This is a genomic window from Mycobacterium sp. NPDC003323 (assembly GCF_053589535.1).
The window spans coordinates 71,311-96,233 of sequence record NZ_JBSFSB010000008.1; the positions used below are offsets into that span (position 1 = coordinate 71,311).

The following is a 24,923-nucleotide window of genomic DNA, read 5'->3' on the forward strand; positions in this document are numbered from 1 at the left end:
TTGCGCCTGCTCGCGAGTGAAAGGTGACCGCTTACGGGTCGCGGGGCAGGCCGAGCAGGCGCTCGGCGATGATGTTGAGCTGCACCTCGCTGGTGCCGCCGTAGATCGTGGTGGCCCGGCTGAACAGCAGCCGCTCCGACCACTTGCCCGGCTCCTGCTCCTTGTCGCCGAGCGCGCCGTCGGTGCCGAACGAGGACACCCCGAACTCGGCGTAGCCCTGCCCGGTCTTCATCGACAGCAGCTTGGAGATCGCGGCCGCGGGCATCGGGTCGCCACCGGCCAACGTCAGCAGCGTCGAGCGCAGGTTGAGCACCTTGGCGGCGTACCCCTCGGCGATCAACTTGCCCGCGTGGTTCTGCTCGATCTGGTCGAACTGCCCGTCGCGGACGAACTCCACGAACTGGTCCAGGCTGGCCAGGAACGGCGGTTCGGCACTGCCGATGGAGACGCGCTCGTTGGTCAGCGTATTGCGGCTGACCTCCCAGCCGCGGTCCACCTCACCGAGCACCATCGAATCCGGGACGAAGACGTCGTCGATGAACACCGTGTTGAACATCGCGTCACCGGTCAGCTCGCGCAGCGGCTTCACCTCGACGCCCGGGGACTTCATGTCGATCAGGAAGTACGTGATGCCGTTGTGCTTCGGGGCATCTGGATTCGTCCTGGCCAGCAGCGCGCCCCACTGGGAGAACTGTGCGCCGGTCGTCCAGATCTTCTGCCCGGTGATGCGCCAACCGCCGTCGACCTTGGTGGCCTTCGTCGTCAGGCTGGCCAGGTCCGAACCGGCACCGGGCTCGGAGAACAGCTGGCACCAGATCATCTCGCCACGGAAGGTCGGCGGCAGGAACTGTTGCTGCTGCTCGTCGGTGCCGTAGGCGACGATCGAGGGGATGATCCAGGCCGCGATACCCATCTGCGGACGCGCCACCCGGCCCGAGGAGAACTCCTGGGCGATGATGATCTGCTCGATCGGTGCGGCGTCGCGTCCCCACGGCTTGGGCAGATGCGGCTGCACCCAACCGCCCTCGGCGATCGCGGTGTTGCGCTCCTCGCGCGCAATGGCCTTGAGCGCGGCCACCTCTGCGCGGATCTCCTCGCGCAGCTTCTCGGTGTCGGGGTCAAGGTCGATGTCCAGCTTGCGCAGACCGCCACCGGTGGCGGTGTCGACGACCTGCTGCGGGTAGTCGGCGGCCCGGCCGAAGCTCGCGGCCAGCACCAGCGCCCGGCGGTAGTAGACGTTGGTGTCGTGCTCCCAGGTGAAGCCGATACCGCCGTGCACCTGGATGCACTCCTGCGCGGTGTGCTGCACCGCGGCCGGAGCCAGCGTGCCGGCCACCGCGGCGGCGAACTCGTACTTGGAATCCTCACCGCCCCCGTGGAATTCGTCGAGGGCCCGGGCCGCATCCCAGACGGCGGCGGTGGCCCGCTCGGTTTCGGCGATCATGCCGGCGCACTTGTGCTTGATGGCCTGGAACTGCCCGATCGGACGGCCGAACTGCTCGCGGATCTTGGCGTACTCGGTGGCGGTGTCGGTGGCCCAGCGCGCCACGCCGACGCATTCGGCCGACAGCAGCGTCGCGATGAGCGCGCGGGCATGCGCACGCGTCAGGTTCGACAACACCCGGTCGCCGGCGATCTCGACCGCACTGACCCGCACGTGGGCCACCGGCCGCAGCGGATCGAGGCTCTTGACCTCTTCGATCTCGCAGCTCTCGGCGTCCAGGACGACCCACTCTTCGCTGCTGTCGATCGACACGGGCAACACCAGCAGAGAAGCCTGAGCGGCGGCCGGAACGGCCCGGACCTCACCGCGGATCACCAGATTGTCGCCCTGGCGGGTGGCGGTCAGACCGGAATCGATGGCGTAGGCCGCGATGGTCGCACCGGAGGCCAGGCCGCCGAGCAGCGACGAATCGGCGTCGTGCGCGGCAATCAGCGCGCTGGCGATCGCCGACGGGACGAAGGGCCCGGGAACCGCGCCGTAACCGAACTCGGCGAGGGTGATCGCCAGTTCGAGGATGCCGAAGCCCTGACCGTCCACCTTCTCGGACAGGTGCACGCCCTGCAGGCCCTGCTCAGCGGCGGCCTTCCAGTACGGCGGCGGGTTGGAGATCGGTGTCTCCAGCGCTTCGTGCAGGACATCGGACGGGGCCACCTTGGCCACCAGGGACCGGACCGAATCGGCCAGGTCGTTGTGTTCAGAGTTGATCGCGATGGGCACGCTTAACCTCCATGGGGGCAACTTCCCTAATAACCGGTCGGTTGGTAACCGAGGGTACCCCCGGCGTGATGGCTGTCACCCCCGGCCCCTAGTTCACTTGGTTCACCACGTTGGCGAGCGGGCGGCCGTCGCGGATGCGGCGGCAGTTGTCGACCGCAAACTCCAGGTAGCGACGCATCGTGTCGGCGGTGTACCAGGTGACGTGCGGGGTGAGCACCACGTTGTCCAGGCCCAGCAAGGGATTGTCCGCGGTCACCGGCTCAGTCGAGAACACGTCGAGTCCGGCGGCCGCCAACCGGCCGGTGCGCAGCGCGTCGGCGAGTGCGTCCTCGTCGACGATCGGCCCGCGCGCGGTGTTGACCAGCACCGCATCGGGCTTCATCAGCGCCAGCGCATCGCGGTCGAGCAGGTGGTGGGTGGCGTCGGTGAGCGGCAGGTGCAGCGAGACGATGTCGCTGGCGGCCAGCAGCGCGGGCAGTGGCCGCCAGCCGGGGTGCCCGTCGTCGCGGGTGCTGGTGTGCAGCACCTTCTCGGCCGGGGTGCCCATCGCCGTCACGATGCGCTCGACCTGTTTGGCGATATTGCCGTACCCGATCAGCCCGACGGTGCAGCCGCCGATATCGCGGACCGTCTCACCCAGCGTCGGATCCGACGGCCAACCGCGGCCGTCGCGGATCGCGCGGTCGAGCACCGGCAGCCGGCGCAACGCGGCGAGCATCAGCAACACCGTGCCCTCGGCGACCGACGGCGCGTTGGCGCCCGGCATGTTGGCCACCGCGATACCGCGCCGGGTGGCGGTGGCCACGTCGATGGTGTTCACCCCGGCGCCCAGCTTGTGCACCAGGGTGCAGTTGCCCGCCAGCTCCAGGTCCGTACCCGACAGTGGGCGCAGGACATGCCAGATCACCTGCGCGTCGGGTAGCGCCCGGTAGAAGGTGTCGTCGTCGTCCTCGGCGCACCACTGGATGTCCAGCCAATCCGATTCCGGCGCAACGAGGTTGAGCACCTTTTCGCCCGGGGTGAAATGGGCCAGGACCGTCACCGCCACCGCTTGGCTATCCACCTGGCGATCGTATCGGCCTGCTCGCTGCGCGCACCCGGAGTGGTGAAGTAATGGTCGGTGTCGATCGACACCGACGTCTTGTCCGTGGACGCCAAGGCGTCATGGATGCGCTGGGCGTCCGAGGGGTAGACGCCGGTGTCCTGCTCGGCGTTGATCACCAGCGCCGGGCAGTCGATGAGCGCCAGGTGCGGTTCGGCCCGGGTCTGTGCGTGCCGCAGACTCCACATGCCGATCCAGTTGCGCAGCGTGCATGCCGCGGCGATACCGCGCGCGGAGCGGTTGGCCTTGACCGGCGTACCCGCGTAGCAGAGGTTCGGTTGACGCTTGGTCGGTTCCAGCGTGGGATCGACCATGCGCGGGTCGGCCCATGTGCGCAGCACGGTGAACGGCCGATCCGAGTAGCCGGCGGCCCGGACGCGCTTGAGTTCGGCCTCGGCCCAGTCGGTGATGGCCTCGTTGCGGACGACCTGAGCGGCGCGGTAGCGCTCGACGAACTCGGCCGAATAGGGCGGACCATTGCGCTCGTCGAACAGGTCGAGCTCGGGATCGGTTGCCAGGGCATCGTTCTCGTCGACGACGGCGGCGTCCATCCAGGCCGTCAGCACATCGGGACGACCCGGGTGCGCCGCGCTGGCCACGTAACCGTCGGCGGGCAGCAGCTCGGTGATTCCGGCGGCCGGTCGCATCCCGTCCAACGGGGTGACGTGATGGTGCAACGCCTGCGCCTGATAGGCCGACATGAGTGATCCGCCACCGGAATTGCCCAGCAGGATCACGGTTTCGATGTTCTGCACCTCGCGCAGCCAACGCACCCCCACCCCGATGTCGACCAGGGCGTGGTCGAGCACAAAGCTGCTCTCGAACCCTCGGAAGCGGGTGTTCCAGCCCAGGAAACCGATGCCCCGGGTGGCGAGGTAATCGGCGAGATAGTGCTCGGAGAAGTCGATCTGGTAGTGCGTGGCGATCACCGCGACCTTCGGTTTGCGCCCGAGGCCCCGGTGATACAGCCCCTGGCACGGGTGCCCGCCGGCACCCGCGCGCCGGGCGGTGGGGGAGTCGACCCCGACGAACTCCCGTTGTACCCCCGGTGTCGCGCTCTTCGACGTCATGACCGGTTCGTCCCCTCGTGATAGATGGTGCGGTAGAAGATGGCGGCCAGGGTGGCGATGCACTTGTCGTCGTCTGCGGTCTGCGCACCGGCGCCCGACAGTTGGGTGTAGCAGAACTGGTTGAGCATCGACACCAGGGCGACGGCGATCAGATGGGCGTCATCGCCGGGGCAGAAGCCTCGGCCCTGCGCATGTTCGACCATCTCGGTGACCAAAGTGATGGGTAGTTCGCAGATCTCGGCCCAGTACTGGGCGAAATCGTCACTGATCATCGCCAGTTGGGATACGGCGATGATCTCGGCGAGACGGTGCCGGTAGGTGTTCCAGTGCGCCGCCGCGGCGGCCTGGGCGCGGGCCGCGTCGTCGAGTCCGGGTTCGGCCGCCGCGCGGGCCCGCATCCGCGCCTCGTCGCGGAAGCGGACGGCCCATTCGCGGACCATCGCCTCCTTGGAGTCGTAATAGTTGTAGAACGACGCGGTGGAGCGGCCCGCCTCGGCCGCGATATCGGCGATGGTGGCAGCCAGAATCCCCTTGCGCGCCACCACCGTTCGCGCAGCGGCGTCGATGGCGGCCTGTGTCTGTCGCCCGCGGACGGTGGGCAGCTCGACTCGAGCGGTCACCTGACCTGCCTTCCCGACTTCATTGATCAAACCTGAATCTGATGTTAGATTCAGTTTCAGATCGGCGCCAGAGCTGGGAGACCATCGTGATCAAGCCCGAGAATCCGAATTCCGAGTTCACCCTCGGCGGCATCAACCATGTCGCCCTGGTCTGCTCGGATATGCAGCGCACCGTGGACTTCTACTCCGGCGTGCTCGGCATGCCGCTGATCAAGTCCCTCGACCTGCCCGGCGGGATGGGGCAGCACTTCTTCTTCGATGCGGGCAACGGCGACTGCGTGGCGTTCTTCTGGTTCACCGACGCCCCCGACGGCGTACCGGGCGTCTCGGCGCCGATCGCGCTGCCCGGCCTCGGTGAGATCACCAGCGCGGTGTCCACCATGAACCACCTTGCCTTCCACGTGCCTGCCGAGAAGTTCGACGAGTACCGCGAGAAGCTGAAGGCCAAGGGTGTGCGGGTCGGTCCGGTGCTCAACCACGACGACAGCGAGTGGCAGGCGTCCAAAACGCTGCATCCGGGTGTGTACGTACGGTCCTTCTACTTCCAGGATCCCGACGGCATCACGCTGGAGTTCGCCTGCTGGGTGAAGGAATTCACCGAGGCTGACACGGCGGCGGTGCCGAAGACCGCAGCGGACCGCCGACCGCGAGCGGTCGTCTAGCGCCGGCGCGGGTCGGGAAAGCTGTCCAGCATTGCGGTCAGCAGGTCGATCAGTGCATCGCCGGTCAGTGCGATATCCCGGTTCAACCAGCCGTTGATGGTCTGGCTGACCCCGCCGACGACGAAGTGTGCGATCGCCTGAACCTGCTCGGGCTCGGCCCGGCCCAGGACGTCCTGTGCGTGCTGGGCTGCCAGGACCGCGAAGAATCCGCCGAGCTCGGCGCGCTTGCGGACCAACACCGTGTTGGACAGGTGGTTGTCGAAGAGCAGCCTGCCGACGCGGGCGTCCTCGCCGATGGTGCGGACGAGGTTGGTGATACCGGCCCGGTTCTGTTCGGCGGGCGGCACCGAGGCGACGGCTGCCTGGGTCGTGGCGGCGATGGTGCCGACGACCGAATCGAACACCGCCGCGACGAACGCGTCCTTGTCGGTGAACGCCTCGTAGAAGTGCCGCGTCGCCACGCCTGCCGAGCGGCAGATGGCCCGCACCGTCAGATCGTCGTTCGCGCTACTGAGCAGGTCGAGTCCGGCATCGAGAAACCGTTGACGCCGATCGGCCAGCCGCTGCGGCGCCGAGACGCCGCGGTACGGCCTGATCTGCGTCACGCGTCAATATTGACACCTGTCGAGTGGAAGGGCAATATCAGGAAACTTTCGTTCTCACTTTTGGTCCGAGGAGCTTGACTGCGATGGCGATCGTCGAACGACCCGTCCACGACACCACGTGTCCGCCGGTGCGCCCGCGCCAACGGCAGCGGCGCTGGGGCGCCTCGACCGCCGACGGTCTGATGGGCGTGGCGCTGCTGGCCGGCCCGGCCAATGTGGTCATGCAGCTCGGCCGCCCCGGCGTCGCGTACGGGGTGATCGAGAGCAAGGTCGAAAGCGGGCGCATCGACCGGCATCCGGTGAAGCGGGCCCGCACCACCTTCACCTACCTCGCCGTCGCGGGGCGGGGATCCGACCAGCAGAAGGCGGCTTTCCGTCGGGCCGTCAACCGGGCGCACGCCCAGGTGTACTCCACCGAGGACAGCCCGGTCGAGTACAACGCATTCGACAAGAACCTGCAGTTGTGGGTCGCGGCCTGCCTCTACAAGGGATCGGTGGACGTGCGACGCATCTTCGTCGGCGAGATCGATGACGAGACGGCCGACCAGCACTACCGCGACGGCATCACGCTGGCGACAACCCTGCAGGTCACGCCCGAGATGTGGCCGGCGGACCGTGCCGCATTCGACAAGTACTGGGAAGAGCAGCTGGACCAGATCCACATCGACGACACCGCCCGCGAGTTCCTGTATCCGATCGCGGTGGGTCGACTGCGCGGAGTGCGGTTGCCCGGCCCGTTGCAGCGCGCCGCCGAGGACTTGGCGGGGCTGATCACCACCGGATTCCTGCCGCAGCGGTTCCGCGACGAGATGCGCCTGCCCTGGGACGCGCAGCGTCAGCGCCGCTTCGACCGGCTGATGGCGGTGCTGCGCTTCGCCAACAACGTCGCGCCCGGTTTCGTGCGGCAGTTTCCCTTCAACGTGTTGCTCAAGGATCTGGACTGGCGTATTCGCACCGGGCGGCCGCTGGTCTGATCGGCCCCTGCGGAAATTTGCTGGCACTGGGCTATCGCCAGTCCAGCCGCCTTTTGCTGCGCTGAGAATCTTCGCTGAGCACCGGCGGTGCGGCGGTGATCGTGCTCACCATCGCAGAGGGGGCGGACGTCTCGACAGGTCAGTTGATGCGATGCTAACTTCTGCGGAGTTAGCCTAGGCATACTTAAGGAGACGGCAGGGGGGCGAGTCGCTTCTTTGCGAAGAACATATGGATACGGTCAGTAACTCGCTCGTGGCGAGCGTAGGGGGAGCACGCGTCGACCGCGACGTGGTGAACAGGTTCGCGACCTGTTGCCGGTCGCTGGGGCTGTCGGTCAACGACCGGCGGCGCCCGGCAGACCTCGCCGCGGCGCGTTCGGGGTTCACCGAACTGACCCGCATCGCCCGTGAGCAGTGTGACGCCTGGATCGGCCTCGCCGCCGCCGGCGAGGGCACCGGTGACAACGCCGGTCGCGTCATCGCCACCGTCTGGCGCACGCTGGGCACCTTCGGCGTCCTCACCCGTGAGGTCGAACTCGGCGCCGACGCGCTCGGCTTCGTGTACGACACCGGCCTGTATCTGCAGTTCCGCGCCACCGATCGGGATGACATCGCGTTGGCCTACGCCGCCGCGCTCGGTGAGGCCGGCGAGTTCGTGGCCGCCGACGAGCTGGTCGCCGAACTGATCACCCGGCGCCCGGCCTGGCTGCAGGCCCGCTGGGTGCGAGTCGCCCTCTATCACCGCAGCAGGCGTTGGTCGGATGTGGTGCGCCTGCTGACACCGATCGTCAACGACGCCAAGCTCGACGAGCACTACGCCCATGCCGCACGGGTGACCCTCGGCGTGGCGCTGGCACAGCTGGGCATGTACGCACCGGCGTTGTCGCACCTGGAAAATCCGGCCGGTCCGGTCCCGGTCGCCGCGGTCGACGGCGGCCTGATCAAGGGTTTGTGCCTGCGCGCCCAGGGCGAGGACGACGAGGCCGAGGACGTCCTGGCCGAACTCTACGCCGCCAACCCCGAGCACACCGGTGTCGAAGAAGCCCTGCTGGACAAGTCTTTCGGCCTGCAGACGACCACCGCGGCGCGCATCGAGGCGCGCAGCAACCCGTGGGATCCCGACACCGAGCCCGGCGAATCCGACTTCGTCGATCCGGGTGCCAAGGAGCGCAAGGCGCACCTGCTCATCGAAGCCGAGGCCGAACTCGCCGAATTCATCGGCCTGGAAGAGGTCAAGTATCAGGTCGCACGGCTGAAAAGCTCGGTGGCGATGTCGATCCGGCGTCAGGAACGTGGCCTGACCGTCGCCCAGCGCACCAACCACCTGGTGTTCGCCGGTCCGCCGGGAACCGGTAAGACCACCATCGCCCGCGTGGTCGCCAAGATCTATTGCGGCCTGGGCCTTCTCAAGAAGGAAACGGTGCGCGAGGTGCACCGTGCCGACCTGATCGGTCAGCACATCGGCGAGACCGAGGCCAAGACCAACGCCATCATCGACAGCGCCCTGGACGGTGTGCTGTTCCTCGACGAGGCCTACGCGTTGGTGTCCACCGGTGCCAAGAACGATTTCGGTCTGGTCGCCATCGACACCCTGCTGGCGCGGATGGAGAACGACCGCGACCGGCTCGTCGTCATTGTCGCCGGCTACCGCGCCGACCTCGACCGGTTCCTGGACACCAACGAGGGTCTGCGGTCGCGCTTCACTCGCAGCATCGACTTCCCCTCCTACAGCGCACCGGAACTGGTCGAGATGGCCACCCGGATGGCCGAGAAGCGTGACAGCATCTTCGAGCCCTCCGCGCACGACGAGATGGAGGCGCTGTTCGCCCATCTGGCGGCCAGCACCACCCCGGACGCGATCGGCACCGCCCGACGCAGCCTGGACATCGCCGGTAACGGCCGTTTCGTCCGCAACCTTGTCGAGCGTTCCGAGGAGGAACGCGAATACCGATTGGACCACTCCGATTCCGACGACTTCACCGACGACGAACTGATGACGATCACCGCCGAGGATGTCAGCCGGTCGGCCGCTCCGCTGCTGCGTGGGCTCGGACTGACGGTGCCGCAGGCATGAGCGAAGTTTACGAGCGAATCAAAGGGCTGCTATTCGGCAGCCGAGCCTGCGAGGCAGTCGAATGAGCGAAGGTCACGAGGAGCGGCGCGAATTCGCCTCGCGCACACCGGTCAACGAGAACCCGGACCGGGTCGCGTATCGGCGCGGGTTCGTCACCCGGCATCAGGTGTCGGGCTGGCGTTTCGTCATGCGGCGCATCGCTTCCGGCGTGGCACTGCACGACACCCGCATGCTGGTCGATCCGCTGCGCACCCAGAACCGTGCGGTGCTCGTCGGCGCGCTGGTATCGGTCACCGTCGTCGCCGGATGCTTTGTCTTCTCACTCATCCGGCCCGGCGGGGACGCCGGCAACGCCACGATCCTGGCCGATCGGGAGACCTCGGCGCTGTACGTCCGCATCGGAGATGTGGTGCACCCTGCGCTCAACCTCACCTCCGCCCGACTGATCGCGGGACAGGCCGAGAATCCGACGGCGGTCAAGAGCAGTGAGATCGACCGGTTCGCCCGCGGCAATCTCATCGGTATCCCTGGCGCGCCGGAACGCATGGTGCAGAACAGCTCTCGGGACGCCGACTGGACGGTGTGCGATGCCGTCTCGGACACCTCCGCCGGTGTCACCCTCATCGCCGGTGCCCCCGACGAGCAGGGCGAGCGTGCCGCGACGCTGCCCGCCGACCGCGCGGTGCTGGTGCGCAATGTCGGCGGTGTGCATGCGGGCACCTGGTTGCTGTGGGGCGGCAAGCGCAGTCCCATCGATCTGGGTAACCGGGCGGTCACCGATGCCCTCGGGCTCGGCGCCGCGATCCCCGAACCGCGCATCATCGCCCCCGGCCTGTTCAACGCCATTCCCGAATCGGCGCCGCTGGTGGCGCCGGTCCTGCCCGGAGCCGGTGAGCCGCCGCGTTTCCCGCTGCCGGTGCCCGCGCCGATCGGCGCCGTGGTGGCCGCGTTCGAGGCGGACAACACCATCCGCTACTACGTCGTGCACGCCGACGGCCTGCAGGCGGTGTCGCCGGTGCTCGCGGCGATCATGCGCAACACGAATTCCTATGGGCTGCAGCAACCCCCACGTCTGGGTGCCGATGAGGTGGCCCGGATGCCCGTCGCCGGTGGCATCGACACCGGCGGCTACCCGGCCGATGAGGTGACCCTGGTCGATGCCGCTCCGGCACCGGTCACCTGCGCATACTGGGCCAAACCCGCCGACGCCACCGAGGGCAGGCTGACGCTGCTGTCCGGTGCGGCACTGCCGCTGCCCGAAGGGATGGGCACGGTCGATCTGGTCGGCTCCGGTGGTGCCATCACCGCCGAACGGGTCGCGCTCACCCCGGGCAGTGGTTACTTCGTCCAGTCCGTCGGCTCCGACGCCGGAGCACCGCCGGCCGGTGCGGCGTTCTGGATCAGCGATACCGGCGTGCGTTACGGGGTTGACGCCGCCGCGGACTCCAAAGCCGTTGACGCCCTGGGCTTGACCCCGCCGCCACTGGCCATCCCGTGGTCGGTGCTCACCCAGTTCGCCCCCGGCCCCACGCTGTCGCGGGCCGACGCGCTGGTGGCCCACGATGCCGTCGGTGCGGTGGCATCCGGCCCGGATGGAGAACGCTGATGAGTCGCCTGATCTTCGAGGCACGCCGCCGACTGCCCGTGCCGGAGGCCCGCAAGGGCACCATCACCATCGAGGCACCCCCGTCGTTGCCGCGCCTGGTGCCGCCGTCGCTGCTGCGCCGGGTGCTGCCGTACCTGATCGTCATCCTGATCGTCGGCATGATCGTGGCGCTGTTCGCCACGGGCATGCGGATGATCTCGCCGACCATGCTGTTCTTCCCGTTCGTGCTGCTGCTGGCGGCCACCGCGCTGTACCGCGGTTCGGACAACAAACTGCGCACCGAGGAGGTCGACGCCGAACGCGCCGACTACCTGCGCTACCTGTCGGTGGTCCGCGACAACGTGCGGGCGCAGGCCGCCGATCAGCGAGCCGCGCTGGAATGGTCACACCCCGAACCGGATTCGCTGTCGGCGGTGCCCGGCACCCGCAGGCAGTGGGAGCGTGACCCGCACGATCCCGACTTCCTGGTGGTGCGCACCGGCCTGGCCGACGTCCCGCTGAACACCGCACTGCGCGTCAAGGACGCCGCCGACGAGGTCGACCTGGAACCGGTGGCGCACACCACCCTGCGCGGTCTGCTCGACGTGCACCGGACCGTGCGCAATGCGCCGACCGGTATCGACCTGGGCAAGGTCTCGCGCATCACCGTGCTGGGTTCGGCCGACGAGGTCCGCGACGCCATGCGCGCCTGGGTGGCGCAGGCCGTCACCTGGCACGATCCCGCGGTGCTGGGCGTGGCGCTGGCCACGCCCGACCTGGAGGCCGCCGACTGGTCGTGGCTGAAGTGGTTGCCGCACACCGATGTTCCCGGCCGCGTCGACGGGGTGGGTCCGGCCCGCTATCTGTCGACCTCGGTCGACGGGCTGCGCGGACTGCTCACACCGGTACTCGACGAGCGTGATCCGTTCAGCGGCAGCGCTCTGGCGGCGGGCAAGCACCTGGTGGTGCTGGTCGACGACCCGGACGCCGACCCCGACACGGTGGTGGGAAGGGCCGGTGTGGCGGGCGTGACGGTGATCCACCGGTCGACCAAACAGCCGCACCGCGAACAGTATTCGGACCCCGAACGCCCCATCCTGCAGATCACGGGCGGCCGGATCGAGCGTTGGCAGAGCGGCGGATGGCAGCCCTACGTGGATGCGGCCGACGCCTTCTCCGGCGCGCAGGCCGGCCACCTCGCCCGTCGGCTCGCCCGCTGGGACACCAATCCCGAGCAGGCCCGCACCGCCGCCACCGGCGCCACCACGTTCACCACCCTGTTCGGTATCACCGACGCTTCGGCACTGGATGTGGCAAGCCTGTGGGCGCCGCGCAGCCGCGACGAGGAACTGCGGGTTCCCATCGGCGTCACCGCCACCGGTGAACCACTGATCTTCGACCTCAAGGACGAGGCCGAGGGCGGTATGGGCCCGCACGGCCTGATGATCGGTATGACCGGCTCGGGCAAGTCCCAGACGCTGATGTCGATCCTGCTGTCGCTGCTGACCACGCATTCGGCGGACCGGTTGATCGTCATCTACGCCGACTTCAAAGGCGAGGCGGGTGCGGACATCTTCCGCAACTTCCCGCAGGTGGTCGCGGTGATCTCCAACATGGCCGAGAAGCGTTCGCTGGCAGACCGTTTCGCCGACACGCTGCGCGGTGAGGTGGCCCGCCGCGAGCAGCTGCTCAAGGACGCGGGCCGCGCCGTGCAGGGCAGCGCGTTCAACTCGGTGACCGAGTACGAGGCAGCCATCACGGCCGGCCACGACCTGGCGCCCATCCCGACGCTGTTCGTGGTGGCCGACGAGTTCACCCTGATGCTCGCCGATCACCCGGAGTACGCCGAACTGTTCGACTATGTCGCCCGCAAAGGCCGGTCGTTCCGGATCCACATCCTGTTCGCGTCGCAGACCCTGGATGTCGGCCGAATCAAGGACATCGACAAGAACACCTCCTACCGCGTCGGTCTGAAGGTGGCCAGCCCGTCGATCAGCCGGCAGATCATCGGCACCGAGGACGCCTTCCAGATCGAGTCGGGCCGCGAACACAAGGGTGAGGGCTTCCTGGTTCCGGCGCCGGGTGCCAATCCGATCAAGTTCCGCAGCACCTACGTCGATGGCATCTATGACCCGCCGCGCAACAGTCGCTCGGTCGTGGTGCACTCGGTGCCCGAACCACAGGTGTTCACCGCGGGCTGGGTGGAGCCGGCTCCCGACACCGTCATCGTCACCGGTGAGGTCGAGGACGTTCCGCCGCCGCGCAAGCTGATCGCCACCATCGGCGAGCAGCTGGCCAACTACGGGCCGAAGGCACCGCAGCTGTGGCTGCCCCCGCTGGAGGAGACCATCCTGCTGGCCGATCTGCTGACGCGCACCGAGATCGCCGAACGCGGTTGGCGCTGGCCGCTCGGCGAGATCGACAAGCCCTTCGAGATGCGCCGCGACGCTTTGGTGTTCGACGCGGCCACCGCGGCCGGCAACCTGCTGATCCACGGCGGCCCGCGGTCGGGCAAGTCGACCGCCCTGCAGACGTTCATGCTGTCGGCGGCCGCCCTGCACGCGCCCGGTGACGTCAGCTTCTACTGCCTGGATTACGGCGGCGGGCAGCTGCGCCCGATGGCCGATCTGGCCCACGTCGGTGCCGTCGCGACCGCGCTGGAGCCCGAACTGATCCGGCGCACCTTCGCCGAACTCGAACAGCTGCTACGCACCCGGCAGGAACTTGGTGCCGCAGGTTCGGGCGCGTATGCCGACGGGTACGGCGAGGTCTTCCTGGTCATCGACAACCTGTACGCGTTCAGCCGGGACAACACCGACACGTTCAACACCCGCAATCCGCTGCTGGCCCGGGTCACCGAACTGGTGAATTCCGGTCTGGCCTACGGCATCCACGTCGTCATCACCACGCCGAACTGGCTGGAGGTGCCGCTGGCGATGCGTGACGGCCTGGGCATGCGTCTGGAGCTCAAGCTCAGCGACTCGCACGACAGCAATGTCCGGGTGGTCGGCGCCCTGCACCGTCCCGCCGACGGTGTCCCGGCCGACCAGCCGGGCCGCGGCCTGACCATGGCCGCCGAGCACTTCCTGTTCGCCGCGCCGGATCTGCGGGATATCGCGGTGCTCAACACCCGGTACGCCGGGCAGCACGCCCCGGCGATCCGGCTGCTGCCCACCCAGCTGTCGCCCGCGGCGCTGGGCACCCTGTACGTGGGTCCGGAGCAGGTGGTCATCGGCCAGCGCGAGGAGGACCTGCGCCCGGTCGCGATCGACTTCGCCCGGCACCCGCTGATGATGGTGTTCGGTGACTCCCGCTCCGGCAAGACCACCCTGCTGCGGCACCTGATCCGGACCATCCGGGACAACTCGAACGAGCAGGACGTCGCGTTCACGGTCATCGACCGGCGGTTGCACCTGGTCGAGGAACCGCTGTTCCCCGACAACGAGTACACCCCGAACATCGACCGGGTCACCCCGGCCATGCTGGGGTTGTCGGCGCTGATCGAGAAGCGTCGGCCGCCGGCCGGCCTGAGCGCCGAGGACCTGCGCCGCTGGAGCTTCCGTGCTCATGGGGGAGGCCAGACCCACTACCTGATCATCGATGATGTCGATCAGATCCCGGACGGCCCCGCGGTCAGCGGGCCCTACGCCGGGCAGCGCCCGTGGACGCCGCTGCTGGGACTGCTGGCCGAGGCGGGCGACCTGGGGCTGCGCGTAATCGTCACCGCGCGGGCCGGCGGCTCGGCACATGCGGTGATGACCGCGCCGCTGTTGCGCCGCCTCAACGACCTGCAGGCGACTACCGTGATGTTGTCGGGCAGTCCCGCCGACGGGGGCAAACTCCGCGGCAAGCGGTTCAGCAGGCTGCCGGCGGGCCGGGCGATGCTGCTGGGCGACAGCGAAGAGGCGACGTACGTACAACTTGTCAACCCGCTTGTGCCTGAGCGGATCTCACCGGCGAGCTCGAACGGAAAGGAATACAGCTGATGACTCTGCGTGTGGTTCCCGAAGGACTGACCGCTGCGGGCGCGGCGGTCGAATCGCTGACCGCCCGGCTGGCGGCCGCGCATGCCGCGGCCGCCCCGCTGGTGAATGCCGTGGTGCCGCCGGCCGCCGACCCGGTGTCGTTGCAGACCGCCGCGGCGTTCAGCGCGCACGGCGTCGAGCATTCCGCGATCGCGGCCCTCGGTGTCGAGGAACTCGGGCGGTCCGGTGTCGGGGTGGCCCAGTCCGGTGCCAGCTACGCCACCGGTGATGCGATGGCCGCGTCGTCCTACACGATGATCCAAGGCGGCTAGATGACCGCCCCCATCTGGATGGCGCTGCCACCCGAGGTGCATTCGGCCCTGCTGAGCAGCGGTCCGGGCCCCGGGCCGCTGCTCGCCGCCGCGGGGGCCTGGCAATCGCTGAGCACCGAATACGCTTCCGCCGCGGCAGAACTCACCGGCGTCCTCGGTGCGGTCGAGGGTGGTTCGTGGGAGGGACCGAGTTCGGCACAGTACCTGGCCGCGCACGTTCCCTACCTCGCCTGGTTGGCCCAGCAGAGTGCCAACAGCGCCGTGGCCGCAGCCCAACACGAGACGGCCGCCGCGGCCTACACCACGGCGCTGGCGACCATGCCGACGCTGGCCGAACTGGCCGCCAACCACGCCGTGCACGGTGTGCTGGTCGCGACCAATTTCTTCGGTATCAACACCATTCCGATCGCCCTCAACGAGGCCGACTACGTCCGGATGTGGATCCAGGCGGCCACCACCATGGCCACCTATCAGGCGGTGTCGGGCGCGGCTGTGTCGGCGACGCCGTCGAGCGCCCCGGCACCGATGCTGCTGGCACCGGGCGCCGGTGCGGCCGGCGCCGCATCCGCGAGCCTGATGCAGGCCAGCGCACAGGTGCAGGGCGCCATCTCGGCGCAGGCGCTGAGCACCCCGGACTGGTGGTCGCAGAATCCGATCATCCGGCTGCTGGCCGACTACTTCAACCAGCCCAGCCTGATCGGCGGCGAGTATGTCGCGCGGTTCCTGCTGGACCCGTTCGGAACCCTGCAGCAGATGATGGTCGACCTGTTGACCAACCCGGCGGCGTTCCTGGCGACCTGGGGGCCGTTCTTGTTCGGCGTCGGCTATCAGGCGTTCTTCCAGCCGGTGGGCTGGGGCACCTGGATCGGTGTCGCGTTGTCGCCGTTCCTGGTGCCGCTTCTCGGAATCGGTCTGGCGGCACTCGGATTCCTGGCGCTGCTACCGCAATTCACCGACCTGCCGCCGCTGGTGCTCGGCGACCCGGCCGCGCCGGCCGCGCAGCGACCCGATGCCGCACTCCCGGTGGCGAGCATCGCGCCGGCGGGCACCCCGTCCGCTGCGCCTGCCGCACCCGCGGCACCGGCCACCGCACCGGCCACGGCACCCGCCGCGACGCCGGCCGCGACCGCCCCGGCGATGGCCTACGCGGTGTACGGCGGACATCCCGGTGGCGGATTCAGCCCGACCGTGCGGGACGGCACCAGCGCCAAGGCACCCGCATCGGGTTCGGCGGCGGCGGTGTCCTCGGCGGCTGCCCTGTCGGCGGCCGAACGCCGCAAGCGCCGGCGCAAGCGTGGTGGCGAGATCAAGGATCGCGCCTACGCCGACGAATTCATGGACTACGACGAGGATCCCGAACCTCCACTGCCGCGCTCCGAGCCGCGCATCCAGGCCGGGGACAAGGGCGCCGGCCAGCTCGGTTTCACCGGAGCGGTGACCGACGAGCAGCGCACCGCCGCCGGTATGACGGAGTTGGCCGGCGACACCTTCGGCGGCGGTCCCACCAACCCGATGCTGCCCGGGTCATGGAGTCCGGAGGATCCGCCCGCATCGGAAGGGGGCAGACCACACTGAGAACCCCGCCCGTACCGCTTGAACCACGAAATACAGTGCTTGGAAAGGAAAATCCATGAGCATGCTCGACGCGCACATCCCGCAGCTGGTCGCCTCCGAGTCGGCATTCGCCGCCAAGGCCGCCCTGATGCGCAGCACCATCACCCAGGCCGAATCCGCCGCCCAGGCCTCGCAGGCCTTCCACATGGGTGAGTCCGCCGCGGCCTTCCAGGCCGCGCACGCCCGCTTCATCGAGGTGTCCGCCCGGGTGAACGCGCTGCTGGACATCGCCCAGGCCAACCTGGCCGACGCCGCAGGCACCTACGTCGCGCAGGACGCGGCCGCCGCCAGCACGTACACCGGCATCTGATAACCCTCGGCCGAACAGGAGAAATCGTATGTCTCAGATCATGTACAACTATCCGGCCATGCTGGGTCTGTCCGCCGAGATGAACGGCTATGCAGGCGCTTTGAACACCGTCGGGGCCGATATCGCCGCCGAGCAGGCCGCGTTGGCCGGCGCGTGGCAGGGCGACACCGGGATGACCTACCAGGCCTGGCAGGCCCAGTGGAACGCCAGCCTGGCCGAGTTGGTGCGCGCCTACCAGGCCATGGCGAGCACCCATGAGACGAACACCATCGCCATGAACGCCCGGGACCGGGCAGAAGGCGCCAAATGGGGATAGATGGCTGCTAATGCGGTCGAGCTGACCGTCGAGCAGGCCTGGTTCATCGCGGAAGAGGTCGGTTGCGGCTCGTTCCCTTGGGTTCTGGCGATCACGCCGCCCTACAGCGAGCCGTCAGCCGCCGAACCGTTCGCCGCCGAGCGGATCGCCGAGCTGACTGCCCTGGGGGTGTTCTCAGGCGGCGGAGCCGTGAATTCCGCTGTCGCGCAGTGGATCAAGCAGACCTGCCAGGCGCGGCAGTGGCTCGAATTACGGATCGTGTCCGCGCGCGGTGACATGCTGCGCGGCGTCGTCGCACGCCGCGACGGCAGCACGGTGGTGGCCCTGCGCAACGGCGGTCTGGTCACCTTCACCGTGATGGACATCCCTACCCCGCGCGATCTGGCGCCGGTGCTGGTGGCCGGCCTGTCGGGTCGCCGACCCGCATCCTTCGCCGATTTCACCGTACCCGTCCGAGCCGGCGCCCGCGCCGACGAGAAACTGAGAGCCGGAGCCGACATGACCGAAGTGCTTGAGTACCTGGGGATTCCGTCCTCGGCTCGGCCCGTGGTCGAGGCCGTGTTCACCGGCAGACGCAGTTACATCGAGATCGTGGCGGGCGAGCACCACGACGGCCACCGGGTGAGCACCGACGTGGGGGTCAGCGTGATGGACTCCGAGGCCGGCCGCATCCTGATCAGCCCGTCGAAGGCGTTCGACGGGGAATGGGTGTCCACCTTCACACCCGGAACCGCGTCGGCCATCGCCGATGCCGTGGAAAACCTCATCGCCACGCTGCCCGACGGCGCGTGGTTCGCGCACCGACAGCACAACCGAGATTTCGACCAGAGAACGGAAAACCGATGCCCGACAACACTGTGATGCCGATCGTGCGGGTGGCCGTGCTGTCCGCCGGGGACGGCTCCGCCGGTGGACGCCTCACCGAGCTGGCGCTGCCGGCCGAGCTGCCGTTGCGCGAGATCATCCCCGCCGTGCAGCGCACGGTGCTGCCCGCGACGGACGGCACCGACGGCGCACCGGCGCGGCTCAGTCTCGCACCGATCGGTGGGGCTCCGTTCAGTCTGGACGCGACCCTGGACACCGTGGGCGTCGTCGACGGCGATCTGTTGGCGCTGCAGGAGATCCCGGCCGGACCCGCCGCGCCGCGCATCATCGAGGACATCGCCGACGCGGCGGTCATCTTCTCCGCGGCCCGGGAGCGGCCGTGGGGTCAGCCGCAGATCCAGCGTGCCGCGGCGAGCGCGGGTATCGCACTGATCCTGCTCGGCACCGCGCTGGCCACCGGCGTGCGGCTGGTCACCGGGCACTCCGCCGGGCTGTTCGCCGTCGCCGCGCTGGCCGCGATCACCGTCGTGACATCGTTCGCGGCCCGGGTGCGCCACCCCGGGCTGGGCACCGCCCTGGCGCTGACCGCGCTGGCCCCGATCGCGGCTGCCTTCGGCCTGGCCGTTCCCGGCGAGCTCGGTGCCGCCCAGGTGCTGCTGGCCGCCGCCGGTGTGGCCGCCTGGTCGGTGATCAGCATCGTGGTCTTCGAACGCGCGATCGCCGCGTTCACCACTGCGACCGTGCTGGGTGTCGGGGTCGCCCTGTTCGCCGCGCTGGCCACCATCTGGGACATGACCCCCACCCGGACCGGCACCGGGCTGATCGTCTTCGCCCTGTTGGTCACCGTGCAGGCCGCCCGGTTGTCGGCGCTGTGGGCACGGCTACCCGTCCCGGTCATCCCCGCACCCGGTGATCCCACGCCGTCGGCGCAGCCGCTGCGCGTGCTGGAGGACCTGCCGCGCCGCATCCGCGTCACCGATGCGCACCAGACCGGCTTCCTTGCCGCGGGTGTGCTGCTGTCGGTGGTCGGATCGCTCATCCTGGTCGGCCGGCCCGAGGTGTCGGTGTGGGCGTGGGTGTTGGTCGCCGTTGCCGCCGTGGGCACCACGTTGCGCGCCCGGGTGTGGGATTCGACACCGTGCAAGGCGTGGCTGCTGAGCCAGTCGTTCCTGCTGCCCGCCGGCCTGCTGGTGGTGTTCGCGCTGACCGAGCGGTACGCCGCCGCATGGTGGGCGCTGGGCGCGCTGGTGGCGGTCGTCGCGTTCTGGATCATCGCCGCGCTCAACCCGCGCGTCGCCTCCCCGGACACCTATTCGCTGCCCATGCGCCGGCTGTTCGGTTTCGCCGCGGCAGCCGTCGATGCATCGTTGATCCCGATCGCCGCGTACCTGCTGGGCCTGTTCGAATGGGTCCTGAACCGGTGATGCGCAGGGGAGCCGCCGCGCTGACGGCCGTGGTGGCCGTCGCGATGATCGGCTGCCCGGCCGCGGGAGCCATCACCCCGCCCCAGGTCGACGATGCGGTGGCACCCCCACCGGGAACCGCGGGCCCCGTGCAGCCGATGGCGCAGCGCGCCGCCTGCACCGTGACCGGGATCATCCCGGGCACCGACCCCGCGCAGGCATCACCGAATCAGTTGTCGCTCAACCTGGATGACGCATGGCGGCACAGCCGCGGCGACGGGCAGACCGTGGCGGTGATCGACACCGGTGTGCAGCCCGGACCGCGCCTGCCCGACGTCGAGGCCGGCGGTGATTACGTGGCAAGCACCGATGGGCTGACCGACTGCGACGGGCACGGGACGATGGTCGCCGGTCTGATCGCCGGTCAGCCCGGCCCGGATGGCTTTTCCGGCGTGGCACCCGGCGCCCGCCTGCTCTCGATCCGGCAGACCTCCGGTAAGTACTCGCCCAATCAGCCCGGCGAGGACCCGGTGATCGCCGAGGCCAGCAATGACATCGCGACGCTCGCCCGGGCGGTGGTGCGGGCCGCCGATCTGGGCGCACGGGTCATCAACATCTCCTCGGTGGCCTGCGTGCCGGCGACCACGACGCTCGACCAGAGCGCGCTGGGCGCGGCGTTGCGCTACGCCGCCGTGGACAGGGACGCCGTCATCGTCGCCGCCGCGGGCAACACCGGCGGCGGCATCGCCGGGGGGACCGCGTGCGCGCCGAATCCGTTGACCGACCCGAATCGGCCCGACGATCCGCGTAACTGGGCGGGTGTCAGCTCGGTGTCCACGCCGTCCTGGTGGCAGCCCTACGTGCTGTCGGTGGGCGCGCTCGACCCGGCCGGACAACCCGCACCGTTCACCATGTCCGGTCCGTGGGTGGGGCTGGCCGCGCCGGGGGAGAACATCACCTCGGTGAGTAACAGCCCCGACGGCGGGCTGGCCAACGGCCAGCCCAACGAGAAGGGTGAGCTGACCCCGGTCGCGGGAACCAGCTACGCGGCCGCGTACGTCTCCGGTGTGGCGGCCTTGGTGCGCAGTCGGTTTCCCGACCTCTCGGCCGCCCAGGTGATCCGCAGGCTGACCGTGACCGCGCGTGGCGCCGACCGGTCGCCGTCCTCGCTGGTCGGCGCCGGCACCATCGATCCGGTCGCCGCGTTGACCTGGGACGTGCCCGGTCCGGGCAGCGCCCCCGAGACCACGAGACAAGTTGCCGCACCCCCGGATCCGGTCGAGCCCGACCACACCGGACGCACCATCGCCTATATCGGCGCGGGGCTGCTGGCCCTCGTCGCCGCGGTGACCGCCGTCACCGCCACCCAACGACGGAAGGACAACGCCGCATGACGGCTCGACTCGCCTTGGCGCTGCTGTTCATCGTGGCTGCCGCGCTGGCCTATCCGTTCCGGACCGTCACCCAGCAGTGGGTGCTGGGTGTGTCGGTCGTCGTGGTGATCGTGCTGTTGGCCTGGTGGCGTGGGGAATTCGCCACCACCAAGCTTGCCCACCGATGGGCCATCTGGCGCGGGAACCGCGGCGGCAACCGGCGCGATCGGTCCGACCGTGCCACCGCCGTGCTGCAGATCGAGGATCCACTGGATGACGAACTGCCCGTCGAACTGATCGCCGGATACGCCGACCGGTACGGACTGCGACTGGACAAGGTGCGCATCACCAGCCGTGATGCCGCCGGGCAGCGCACGCACTGGGTCAGCCTGACGATGGATGCCGCCCAGAACCTGTCCGCCTTGCAGGCCCGCTCACCGCGGATCCCGTTGCACGACACCGTCGACGTCATCGGCCGTCGGCTGGCCGACCATCTGCGCGAGGGCGGTTGGACGGTGACCCCGCTGCAGGCGGCCCCGCAACCGGTCGGCGACCACGCCAAGGAGACCTGGCGCGCCTTGTCCGACGATGCGGGTTTCCTGACCGCCTACCGGATTCCGGCCGGCGCACTGCCGGGCGCACTCGATGCGGTCCGATCGCATCCCGGCGACGAGCGGTGGACCGCGGTCGAATTCGGACCCGACACGGTGGCCGCCGCGGTCGCGCTGCGCACCGCGGAACGGCCGTCGCCCGGTGCGCCGATCACCGGGCTGGTCCCGCTCGGTGGCCGGCAGCGCGTCACGCTGAACGCGCTGAACCCGTTCTCGTCGCAGCGCCTGCCGGGACACCAGCCGGCGGGCAGCCTGGCTGCCGAGATCCGTTGGCCCGCCGACGGTGCGGTCAGAACATGAACGACCGCAGGAACCGCGTCATCCGACGCAGGTAATCCGGCTGGCTGACATGCAGCACGTGGTTGCCGGGGAACCAGTGGAATGCGCACCGGTCCCAGTGCCGCCACAAGAGTTCGGCCTGTTGCGGTGGTGCCAGCTTGTCCCCGAGGCCGGCGATGATGAGTCGGCGTTCCTTTCCGACCAGCGGTGCGTAGTTCAGCGGTGAGTGGAACATGGTGGCGGCAGCGGAGCGGGACTTGTCGACCCCGGTCAGCCGATTGCCGAGCCGCACCAGGTAATTGGCCGGGAACCAGTCGTCGAACGCCGACTCGGGCGTCACCACCGGCACATTCGGGATGACGGCCTGGATCCGGTCGTCCACCGAGGCGATCAGCGCCGAGGTGTAGCCACCCAGCGACATGCCGGTCAGCGCGATCCGGTCGACGCCGGTGTACTCCAGATAGTCGATGACCGAACGGAAGTCGTGCACGGCCTGAGCCATCGCCTCGGCGAAACCGGCCATACCGTCGGCGAAGTAGCCATACCCGCTGTAGGGCGAGTTTGCCTCGGCGCGCAGCCCGTGGAACGGCAGCGTGTAGAGCATCACGTCGTACCCGGACCGGAAAAACCAAGGTAGAGAGAAGAACAGACCGTTGAACAGGTACGCCGATCCCATCAAACCGTGGATCAGGCACAGCGTCGGACGCGGTCCGTCGCCGTGCACCCAGTGCTGGGCGTGCACCACATTGTTGCGGGCGTAGCCGGCGCGTTGCTCGCGCAGCGCCGGGTTGATGGCCTGGAAACTGCTGCGGAAGCGGATGTTGTGCACCGCACCATGGGCGACCCAGGACGCCAGCAGGTTCGCCGGACGCGATGAGACGCGCGGCGGTTCGGTCGGGGCCGGGAACGACAGCCGCGGATCGCGCCGGGCGGCCAGGTCGATGTAGAACTGCAGCGCGGCGTCCTCGTCACCGACGCCGGAGGGGCGCAGTGCCGCGCCGGCCATCCGGGGCAGCATTGCCGCGCCGACGATCGAGGCGACCGTGGTGCGCAGCGCGAGATCGGCGACGGCGGAGGCATCCACCACCAGCCGCTGCTGACGGGTCAGGTCGATGCGCCGCGGCAGGCCGCGCACACCTGCGTCGGCGCCGGGAACGTCCGGAACGGGAATCGGCGGATCGACGGGTGCGGTTTCGGTCACGTCGCTGGCCTTTCTCGCTGCACCGTCGCAGCCTGGCCGATGGTAGCCCGGTGCGGCCGAACGTGTCAGTCAGTCATCGGCAGGTAAACCGAACAGCGCCGCGGCATTGTCGTGGAACACGCCGCGCAACCAGTCGTCGTCGATGCCGGGGAGATCGCAGACGACCTGCATCGCCTCGGTGTACGGGTACGGGATGTTCGGGAAATCGCTGCCCCACAGGATGCGGTGGCCCAGATCGCGCAGGCGGGGATACTCCGTGGGCGGGAACGGCATGGTCTGTTCGACGAACGCGGTGAACGACATCGTGGTGTCCAGGTGCACCCCGTCGTGGGCCGCGACGATGTCCAGGAAATCGCTGTACTCCGGTCCGCCCATGTGCGCCACGATCAGCCGCAGCCGGGGATGCCGGGCCAGCACCGCCCGGATGGGATCGGGGCCGGTGTGCGCGCCGGGGGTGGGACCCGAGCCGCAATGCGTGATGATCGGTGTGCCCGCGTCGGCGAGCACGCCCCAGACGTCGTCGAGCAGCGCATCGGTGGGGTCATAGCCGCCGACCTGGACGTGCGCCTTGAACACCCGCGCCCCGGCGTCGATCGCGTCGGCGACATACCGGGCGGCCCCAGGCTCGGGGAAGAACGTCGCCGTGGACAGACAGTCCGGGGTCTGCGCGGCGAAGGCCGCCGCCCACTGATTCAGCCAAGCGGCCATATCTGGCTTGTGCGGGTAGATCAGCGACGTGAAAGCCCGCACACCGAAGGCCCGCAACATGGTGAGGCGGTCGCGCTCGTCGGAGCGGTAGGTGATCGGCCAGGGCCGCCCGATCAGCGGCCCGGCGCTGTCGAAGTACTTCCACACCTTGTCCATCACGTTCTTCGGCATGAAATGGGTGTGCACGTCGATGATCCCGGGCAGTCTCAGCCCGTCCCAGATCGCGCGCACCTCGGCTGCTTCATCCATCACCGACGATCCTGTCATCCGTAGTCGTGCGGGACACTGGGGGCATGTGGAACCCGGATGTCTATCTCGCCTTCGCCGACCACCGCGGCCGGCCGTTCTTCGATCTGGTGAACCGGGTGGCGGCCACCGCACCGCGCCGGGTCGTCGACCTGGGTTGCGGACCCGGGAACCTGACCGAGACGCTGACGCAGCGCTGGCCGGACGCGGTGGTGCAGGGGGTGGACTCGTCACCGGAGATGGTGGCGGCGGCGGTGCAGCGCGGACTCGACGTGCGGTTGGACCGGATCACCGACTGGTCGCCGCAACCCGATACCGATGTGGTGATCTCCAATGCCGCGCTGCACTGGGTGCCCGAGCATCGTGAGCTCTTGGTGCGGTGGGCGGGGCAGCTGGCCGCCGGATCCTGGGTCGCCTTCCAGGTGCCCGGCAACTTCCATGCCGCCTCGCACGAGGCGGTGCGCGCGGTGGCGCGCAGCGAACCGTTCGCCGCGGCGCTGCGCGATATGCCGTTCCGCGATGCCGAGGTGGTCGGCGCGCCGGCCGATTACGCCGGTCTGCTGACCGACGTCGGCTGCACCGTGGATGCCTGGGAAACCACCTATGTGCACGAGTTACGCGGCGAGACACCGGTTCTGGACTGGATCACCGGGAGCACGCTGACGCAGGTGCGTGAGCGGCTCGACGAGGACGGCTGGCAACGCTATCGGGAGGCGATCATCCCGCTGCTGGCGCGGGCGTATCCGGTACGCGCCGACGGGACGACGTTCTTCCCGTTCCGGCGGGTGTTCGTGGTGGCCCAGAAGCGGTGATTCGTCGCTCGTCAA

General features: G+C 69.1%; 20 protein-coding genes and 1 pseudogene. 14 read left to right on the forward strand and 7 right to left on the reverse strand.

Features of this window, described 5'->3' with window-relative positions:
* Positions 1 to 31 precede the first annotated feature (31 nt).
* The 4 genes from ACWDUN_RS18900 to ACWDUN_RS18915 form a co-directional block, all read right to left on the reverse strand.
* Complete coding sequence (locus ACWDUN_RS18900) at positions 32 to 2,221, reverse strand: acyl-CoA dehydrogenase (protein ID WP_449931302.1); 2,190 nt, start codon at positions 2,219 to 2,221, stop codon at positions 32 to 34.
* A gap of 88 nt (positions 2,222 to 2,309) precedes the next feature.
* On the reverse strand, positions 2,310 to 3,263 hold the full coding sequence (locus ACWDUN_RS18905; RefSeq protein WP_449931566.1) for a 2-hydroxyacid dehydrogenase: 954 nt from the start codon (positions 3,261 to 3,263) through the stop codon (positions 2,310 to 2,312).
* On the reverse strand, positions 3,260 to 4,393 hold the full coding sequence (locus ACWDUN_RS18910; RefSeq protein WP_449931304.1) for an alpha/beta hydrolase: 1,134 nt from the start codon (positions 4,391 to 4,393) through the stop codon (positions 3,260 to 3,262). Before ACWDUN_RS18910 ends, ACWDUN_RS18905 begins: the two co-directional genes overlap by 4 nt.
* Positions 4,390 to 5,013 (reverse strand): TetR/AcrR family transcriptional regulator, encoded by a 624-nt coding sequence (locus tag ACWDUN_RS18915; protein WP_449931306.1) that lies wholly within the window; start codon positions 5,011 to 5,013, stop codon positions 4,390 to 4,392. Before ACWDUN_RS18915 ends, ACWDUN_RS18910 begins: the two co-directional genes overlap by 4 nt.
* A gap of 86 nt (positions 5,014 to 5,099) precedes the next feature.
* Here ACWDUN_RS18915 and ACWDUN_RS18920 point away from each other — a divergent pair, with 86 nt between their 5' ends.
* Positions 5,100 to 5,675, forward strand: coding sequence for a VOC family protein (locus tag ACWDUN_RS18920; protein WP_449931568.1), 576 nt, complete (start codon positions 5,100 to 5,102; stop codon positions 5,673 to 5,675).
* Here the strand turns inward: ACWDUN_RS18920 and ACWDUN_RS18925 are convergent.
* Entirely contained in the window at positions 5,672 to 6,280 is a 609-nt protein-coding gene (locus ACWDUN_RS18925) for a TetR/AcrR family transcriptional regulator (RefSeq protein ID WP_449931308.1), read from the reverse strand. The two genes, ACWDUN_RS18920 and ACWDUN_RS18925, sit on opposite strands and share 4 nt — an antisense overlap.
* A gap of 83 nt (positions 6,281 to 6,363) precedes the next feature.
* Here ACWDUN_RS18925 and ACWDUN_RS18930 point away from each other — a divergent pair, with 83 nt between their 5' ends.
* From ACWDUN_RS18930 to eccE, 12 genes and pseudogenes are all read left to right on the forward strand, one after another.
* Positions 6,364 to 7,254 carry an oxygenase MpaB family protein gene (locus ACWDUN_RS18930; protein ID WP_449931310.1) on the forward strand — a complete coding sequence of 297 codons (891 nt, stop codon included), beginning with the start codon at positions 6,364 to 6,366 and terminating at the stop codon, positions 7,252 to 7,254.
* 229 nt (positions 7,255 to 7,483) lie between these two features.
* Positions 7,484 to 9,328 (forward strand): type VII secretion AAA-ATPase EccA, encoded by a 1,845-nt coding sequence (gene eccA / locus ACWDUN_RS18935; protein WP_449931312.1) that lies wholly within the window; start codon positions 7,484 to 7,486, stop codon positions 9,326 to 9,328.
* A gap of 61 nt (positions 9,329 to 9,389) precedes the next feature.
* Complete coding sequence (eccB, locus tag ACWDUN_RS18940) at positions 9,390 to 10,934, forward strand: type VII secretion protein EccB (RefSeq protein WP_449931314.1); 1,545 nt, start codon at positions 9,390 to 9,392, stop codon at positions 10,932 to 10,934.
* A pseudogene (eccCa, locus tag ACWDUN_RS18945) lies at positions 10,934 to 14,898 on the forward strand (type VII secretion protein EccCa); the annotation flags it as partial. The gene eccB and the pseudogene eccCa, both read left to right, overlap by 1 nt.
* Positions 14,899 to 15,210 carry a PE family protein gene (locus ACWDUN_RS18950; RefSeq protein WP_449931570.1) on the forward strand — a complete coding sequence of 104 codons (312 nt, stop codon included), beginning with the start codon at positions 14,899 to 14,901 and terminating at the stop codon, positions 15,208 to 15,210.
* Positions 15,211 to 16,785: a PPE domain-containing protein gene (locus ACWDUN_RS18955; protein WP_449931316.1), complete on the forward strand. Its 1,575-nt coding sequence runs from the start codon at positions 15,211 to 15,213 to the stop codon at positions 16,783 to 16,785. It abuts the gene before it with no gap.
* Positions 16,786 to 16,840: 55 nt separating this feature from the next.
* On the forward strand, positions 16,841 to 17,134 hold the full coding sequence (locus ACWDUN_RS18960; RefSeq protein ID WP_449931318.1) for a type VII secretion protein EsxS: 294 nt from the start codon (positions 16,841 to 16,843) through the stop codon (positions 17,132 to 17,134).
* Positions 17,135 to 17,162: 28 nt separating this feature from the next.
* Positions 17,163 to 17,450, forward strand: coding sequence for a WXG100 family type VII secretion target (locus ACWDUN_RS18965; protein WP_449931320.1), 288 nt, complete (start codon positions 17,163 to 17,165; stop codon positions 17,448 to 17,450).
* Positions 17,451 to 18,311 carry an ESX secretion-associated protein EspG gene (locus ACWDUN_RS18970; RefSeq protein ID WP_449931322.1) on the forward strand — a complete coding sequence of 287 codons (861 nt, stop codon included), beginning with the start codon at positions 17,451 to 17,453 and terminating at the stop codon, positions 18,309 to 18,311.
* Positions 18,293 to 19,699, forward strand: coding sequence for a type VII secretion integral membrane protein EccD (gene eccD, locus ACWDUN_RS18975; protein WP_449931324.1), 1,407 nt, complete (start codon positions 18,293 to 18,295; stop codon positions 19,697 to 19,699). Before ACWDUN_RS18970 ends, eccD begins: the two co-directional genes overlap by 19 nt.
* Positions 19,681 to 21,072 (forward strand): type VII secretion-associated serine protease mycosin, encoded by a 1,392-nt coding sequence (mycP, locus tag ACWDUN_RS18980; protein WP_449931326.1) that lies wholly within the window; start codon positions 19,681 to 19,683, stop codon positions 21,070 to 21,072. Before eccD ends, mycP begins: the two co-directional genes overlap by 19 nt.
* A complete protein-coding gene (gene eccE, locus ACWDUN_RS18985; protein ID WP_449931328.1) occupies positions 21,069 to 21,962 on the forward strand; it encodes a type VII secretion protein EccE in 894 nt (297 codons plus the stop codon). Before mycP ends, eccE begins: the two co-directional genes overlap by 4 nt.
* Here the strand turns inward: eccE and ACWDUN_RS18990 are convergent.
* Complete coding sequence (locus ACWDUN_RS18990) at positions 21,952 to 23,142, reverse strand: alpha/beta hydrolase family protein (protein ID WP_449931330.1); 1,191 nt, start codon at positions 23,140 to 23,142, stop codon at positions 21,952 to 21,954. The two genes, eccE and ACWDUN_RS18990, sit on opposite strands and share 11 nt — an antisense overlap.
* A 69-nt stretch (positions 23,143 to 23,211) precedes the next feature.
* Positions 23,212 to 24,099 (reverse strand): amidohydrolase family protein, encoded by an 888-nt coding sequence (locus ACWDUN_RS18995; protein WP_449931332.1) that lies wholly within the window; start codon positions 24,097 to 24,099, stop codon positions 23,212 to 23,214.
* A gap of 44 nt (positions 24,100 to 24,143) precedes the next feature.
* Between ACWDUN_RS18995 and ACWDUN_RS19000 the strand changes: the two genes are divergently transcribed.
* A complete protein-coding gene (locus tag ACWDUN_RS19000; RefSeq protein ID WP_449931334.1) occupies positions 24,144 to 24,908 on the forward strand; it encodes a trans-aconitate 2-methyltransferase in 765 nt (254 codons plus the stop codon).
* The last annotated feature ends 15 nt before the right edge of the window (positions 24,909 to 24,923 follow it).

Bases quoted from the DNA above. Each gene is read 5' to 3' on its own strand.
- ACWDUN_RS18970 (WP_449931322.1), top strand. From the start codon at position 17,451: ATGGCTGCTAATGCGGTCGAGCTGACCGTCGAGCAGGCCTGGTTCATC.
- ACWDUN_RS18950 (WP_449931570.1), top strand. From the start codon at position 14,899: ATGACTCTGCGTGTGGTTCCCGAAGGACTGACCGCTGCGGGCGCGGCG.
- eccE (WP_449931328.1), top strand. From the start codon at position 21,069: ATGACGGCTCGACTCGCCTTGGCGCTGCTGTTCATCGTGGCTGCCGCG.
- eccB (WP_449931314.1), top strand. From the start codon at position 9,390: ATGAGCGAAGGTCACGAGGAGCGGCGCGAATTCGCCTCGCGCACACCG.
- ACWDUN_RS18965 (WP_449931320.1), top strand. From the start codon at position 17,163: ATGTCTCAGATCATGTACAACTATCCGGCCATGCTGGGTCTGTCCGCC.
- mycP (WP_449931326.1), top strand. From the start codon at position 19,681: ATGGGTCCTGAACCGGTGATGCGCAGGGGAGCCGCCGCGCTGACGGCC.
- ACWDUN_RS18995 (WP_449931332.1), bottom strand. From the start codon at position 24,099: ATGGATGAAGCAGCCGAGGTGCGCGCGATCTGGGACGGGCTGAGACTG.
- eccA (WP_449931312.1), top strand. From the start codon at position 7,484: ATGGATACGGTCAGTAACTCGCTCGTGGCGAGCGTAGGGGGAGCACGC.
- eccD (WP_449931324.1), top strand. From the start codon at position 18,293: ATGCCCGACAACACTGTGATGCCGATCGTGCGGGTGGCCGTGCTGTCC.
- ACWDUN_RS19000 (WP_449931334.1), top strand. From the start codon at position 24,144: ATGTGGAACCCGGATGTCTATCTCGCCTTCGCCGACCACCGCGGCCGG.
- ACWDUN_RS18955 (WP_449931316.1), top strand. From the start codon at position 15,211: ATGACCGCCCCCATCTGGATGGCGCTGCCACCCGAGGTGCATTCGGCC.
- ACWDUN_RS18930 (WP_449931310.1), top strand. From the start codon at position 6,364: ATGGCGATCGTCGAACGACCCGTCCACGACACCACGTGTCCGCCGGTG.
- ACWDUN_RS18960 (WP_449931318.1), top strand. From the start codon at position 16,841: ATGAGCATGCTCGACGCGCACATCCCGCAGCTGGTCGCCTCCGAGTCG.
- ACWDUN_RS18910 (WP_449931304.1), bottom strand. From the start codon at position 4,393: ATGACGTCGAAGAGCGCGACACCGGGGGTACAACGGGAGTTCGTCGGG.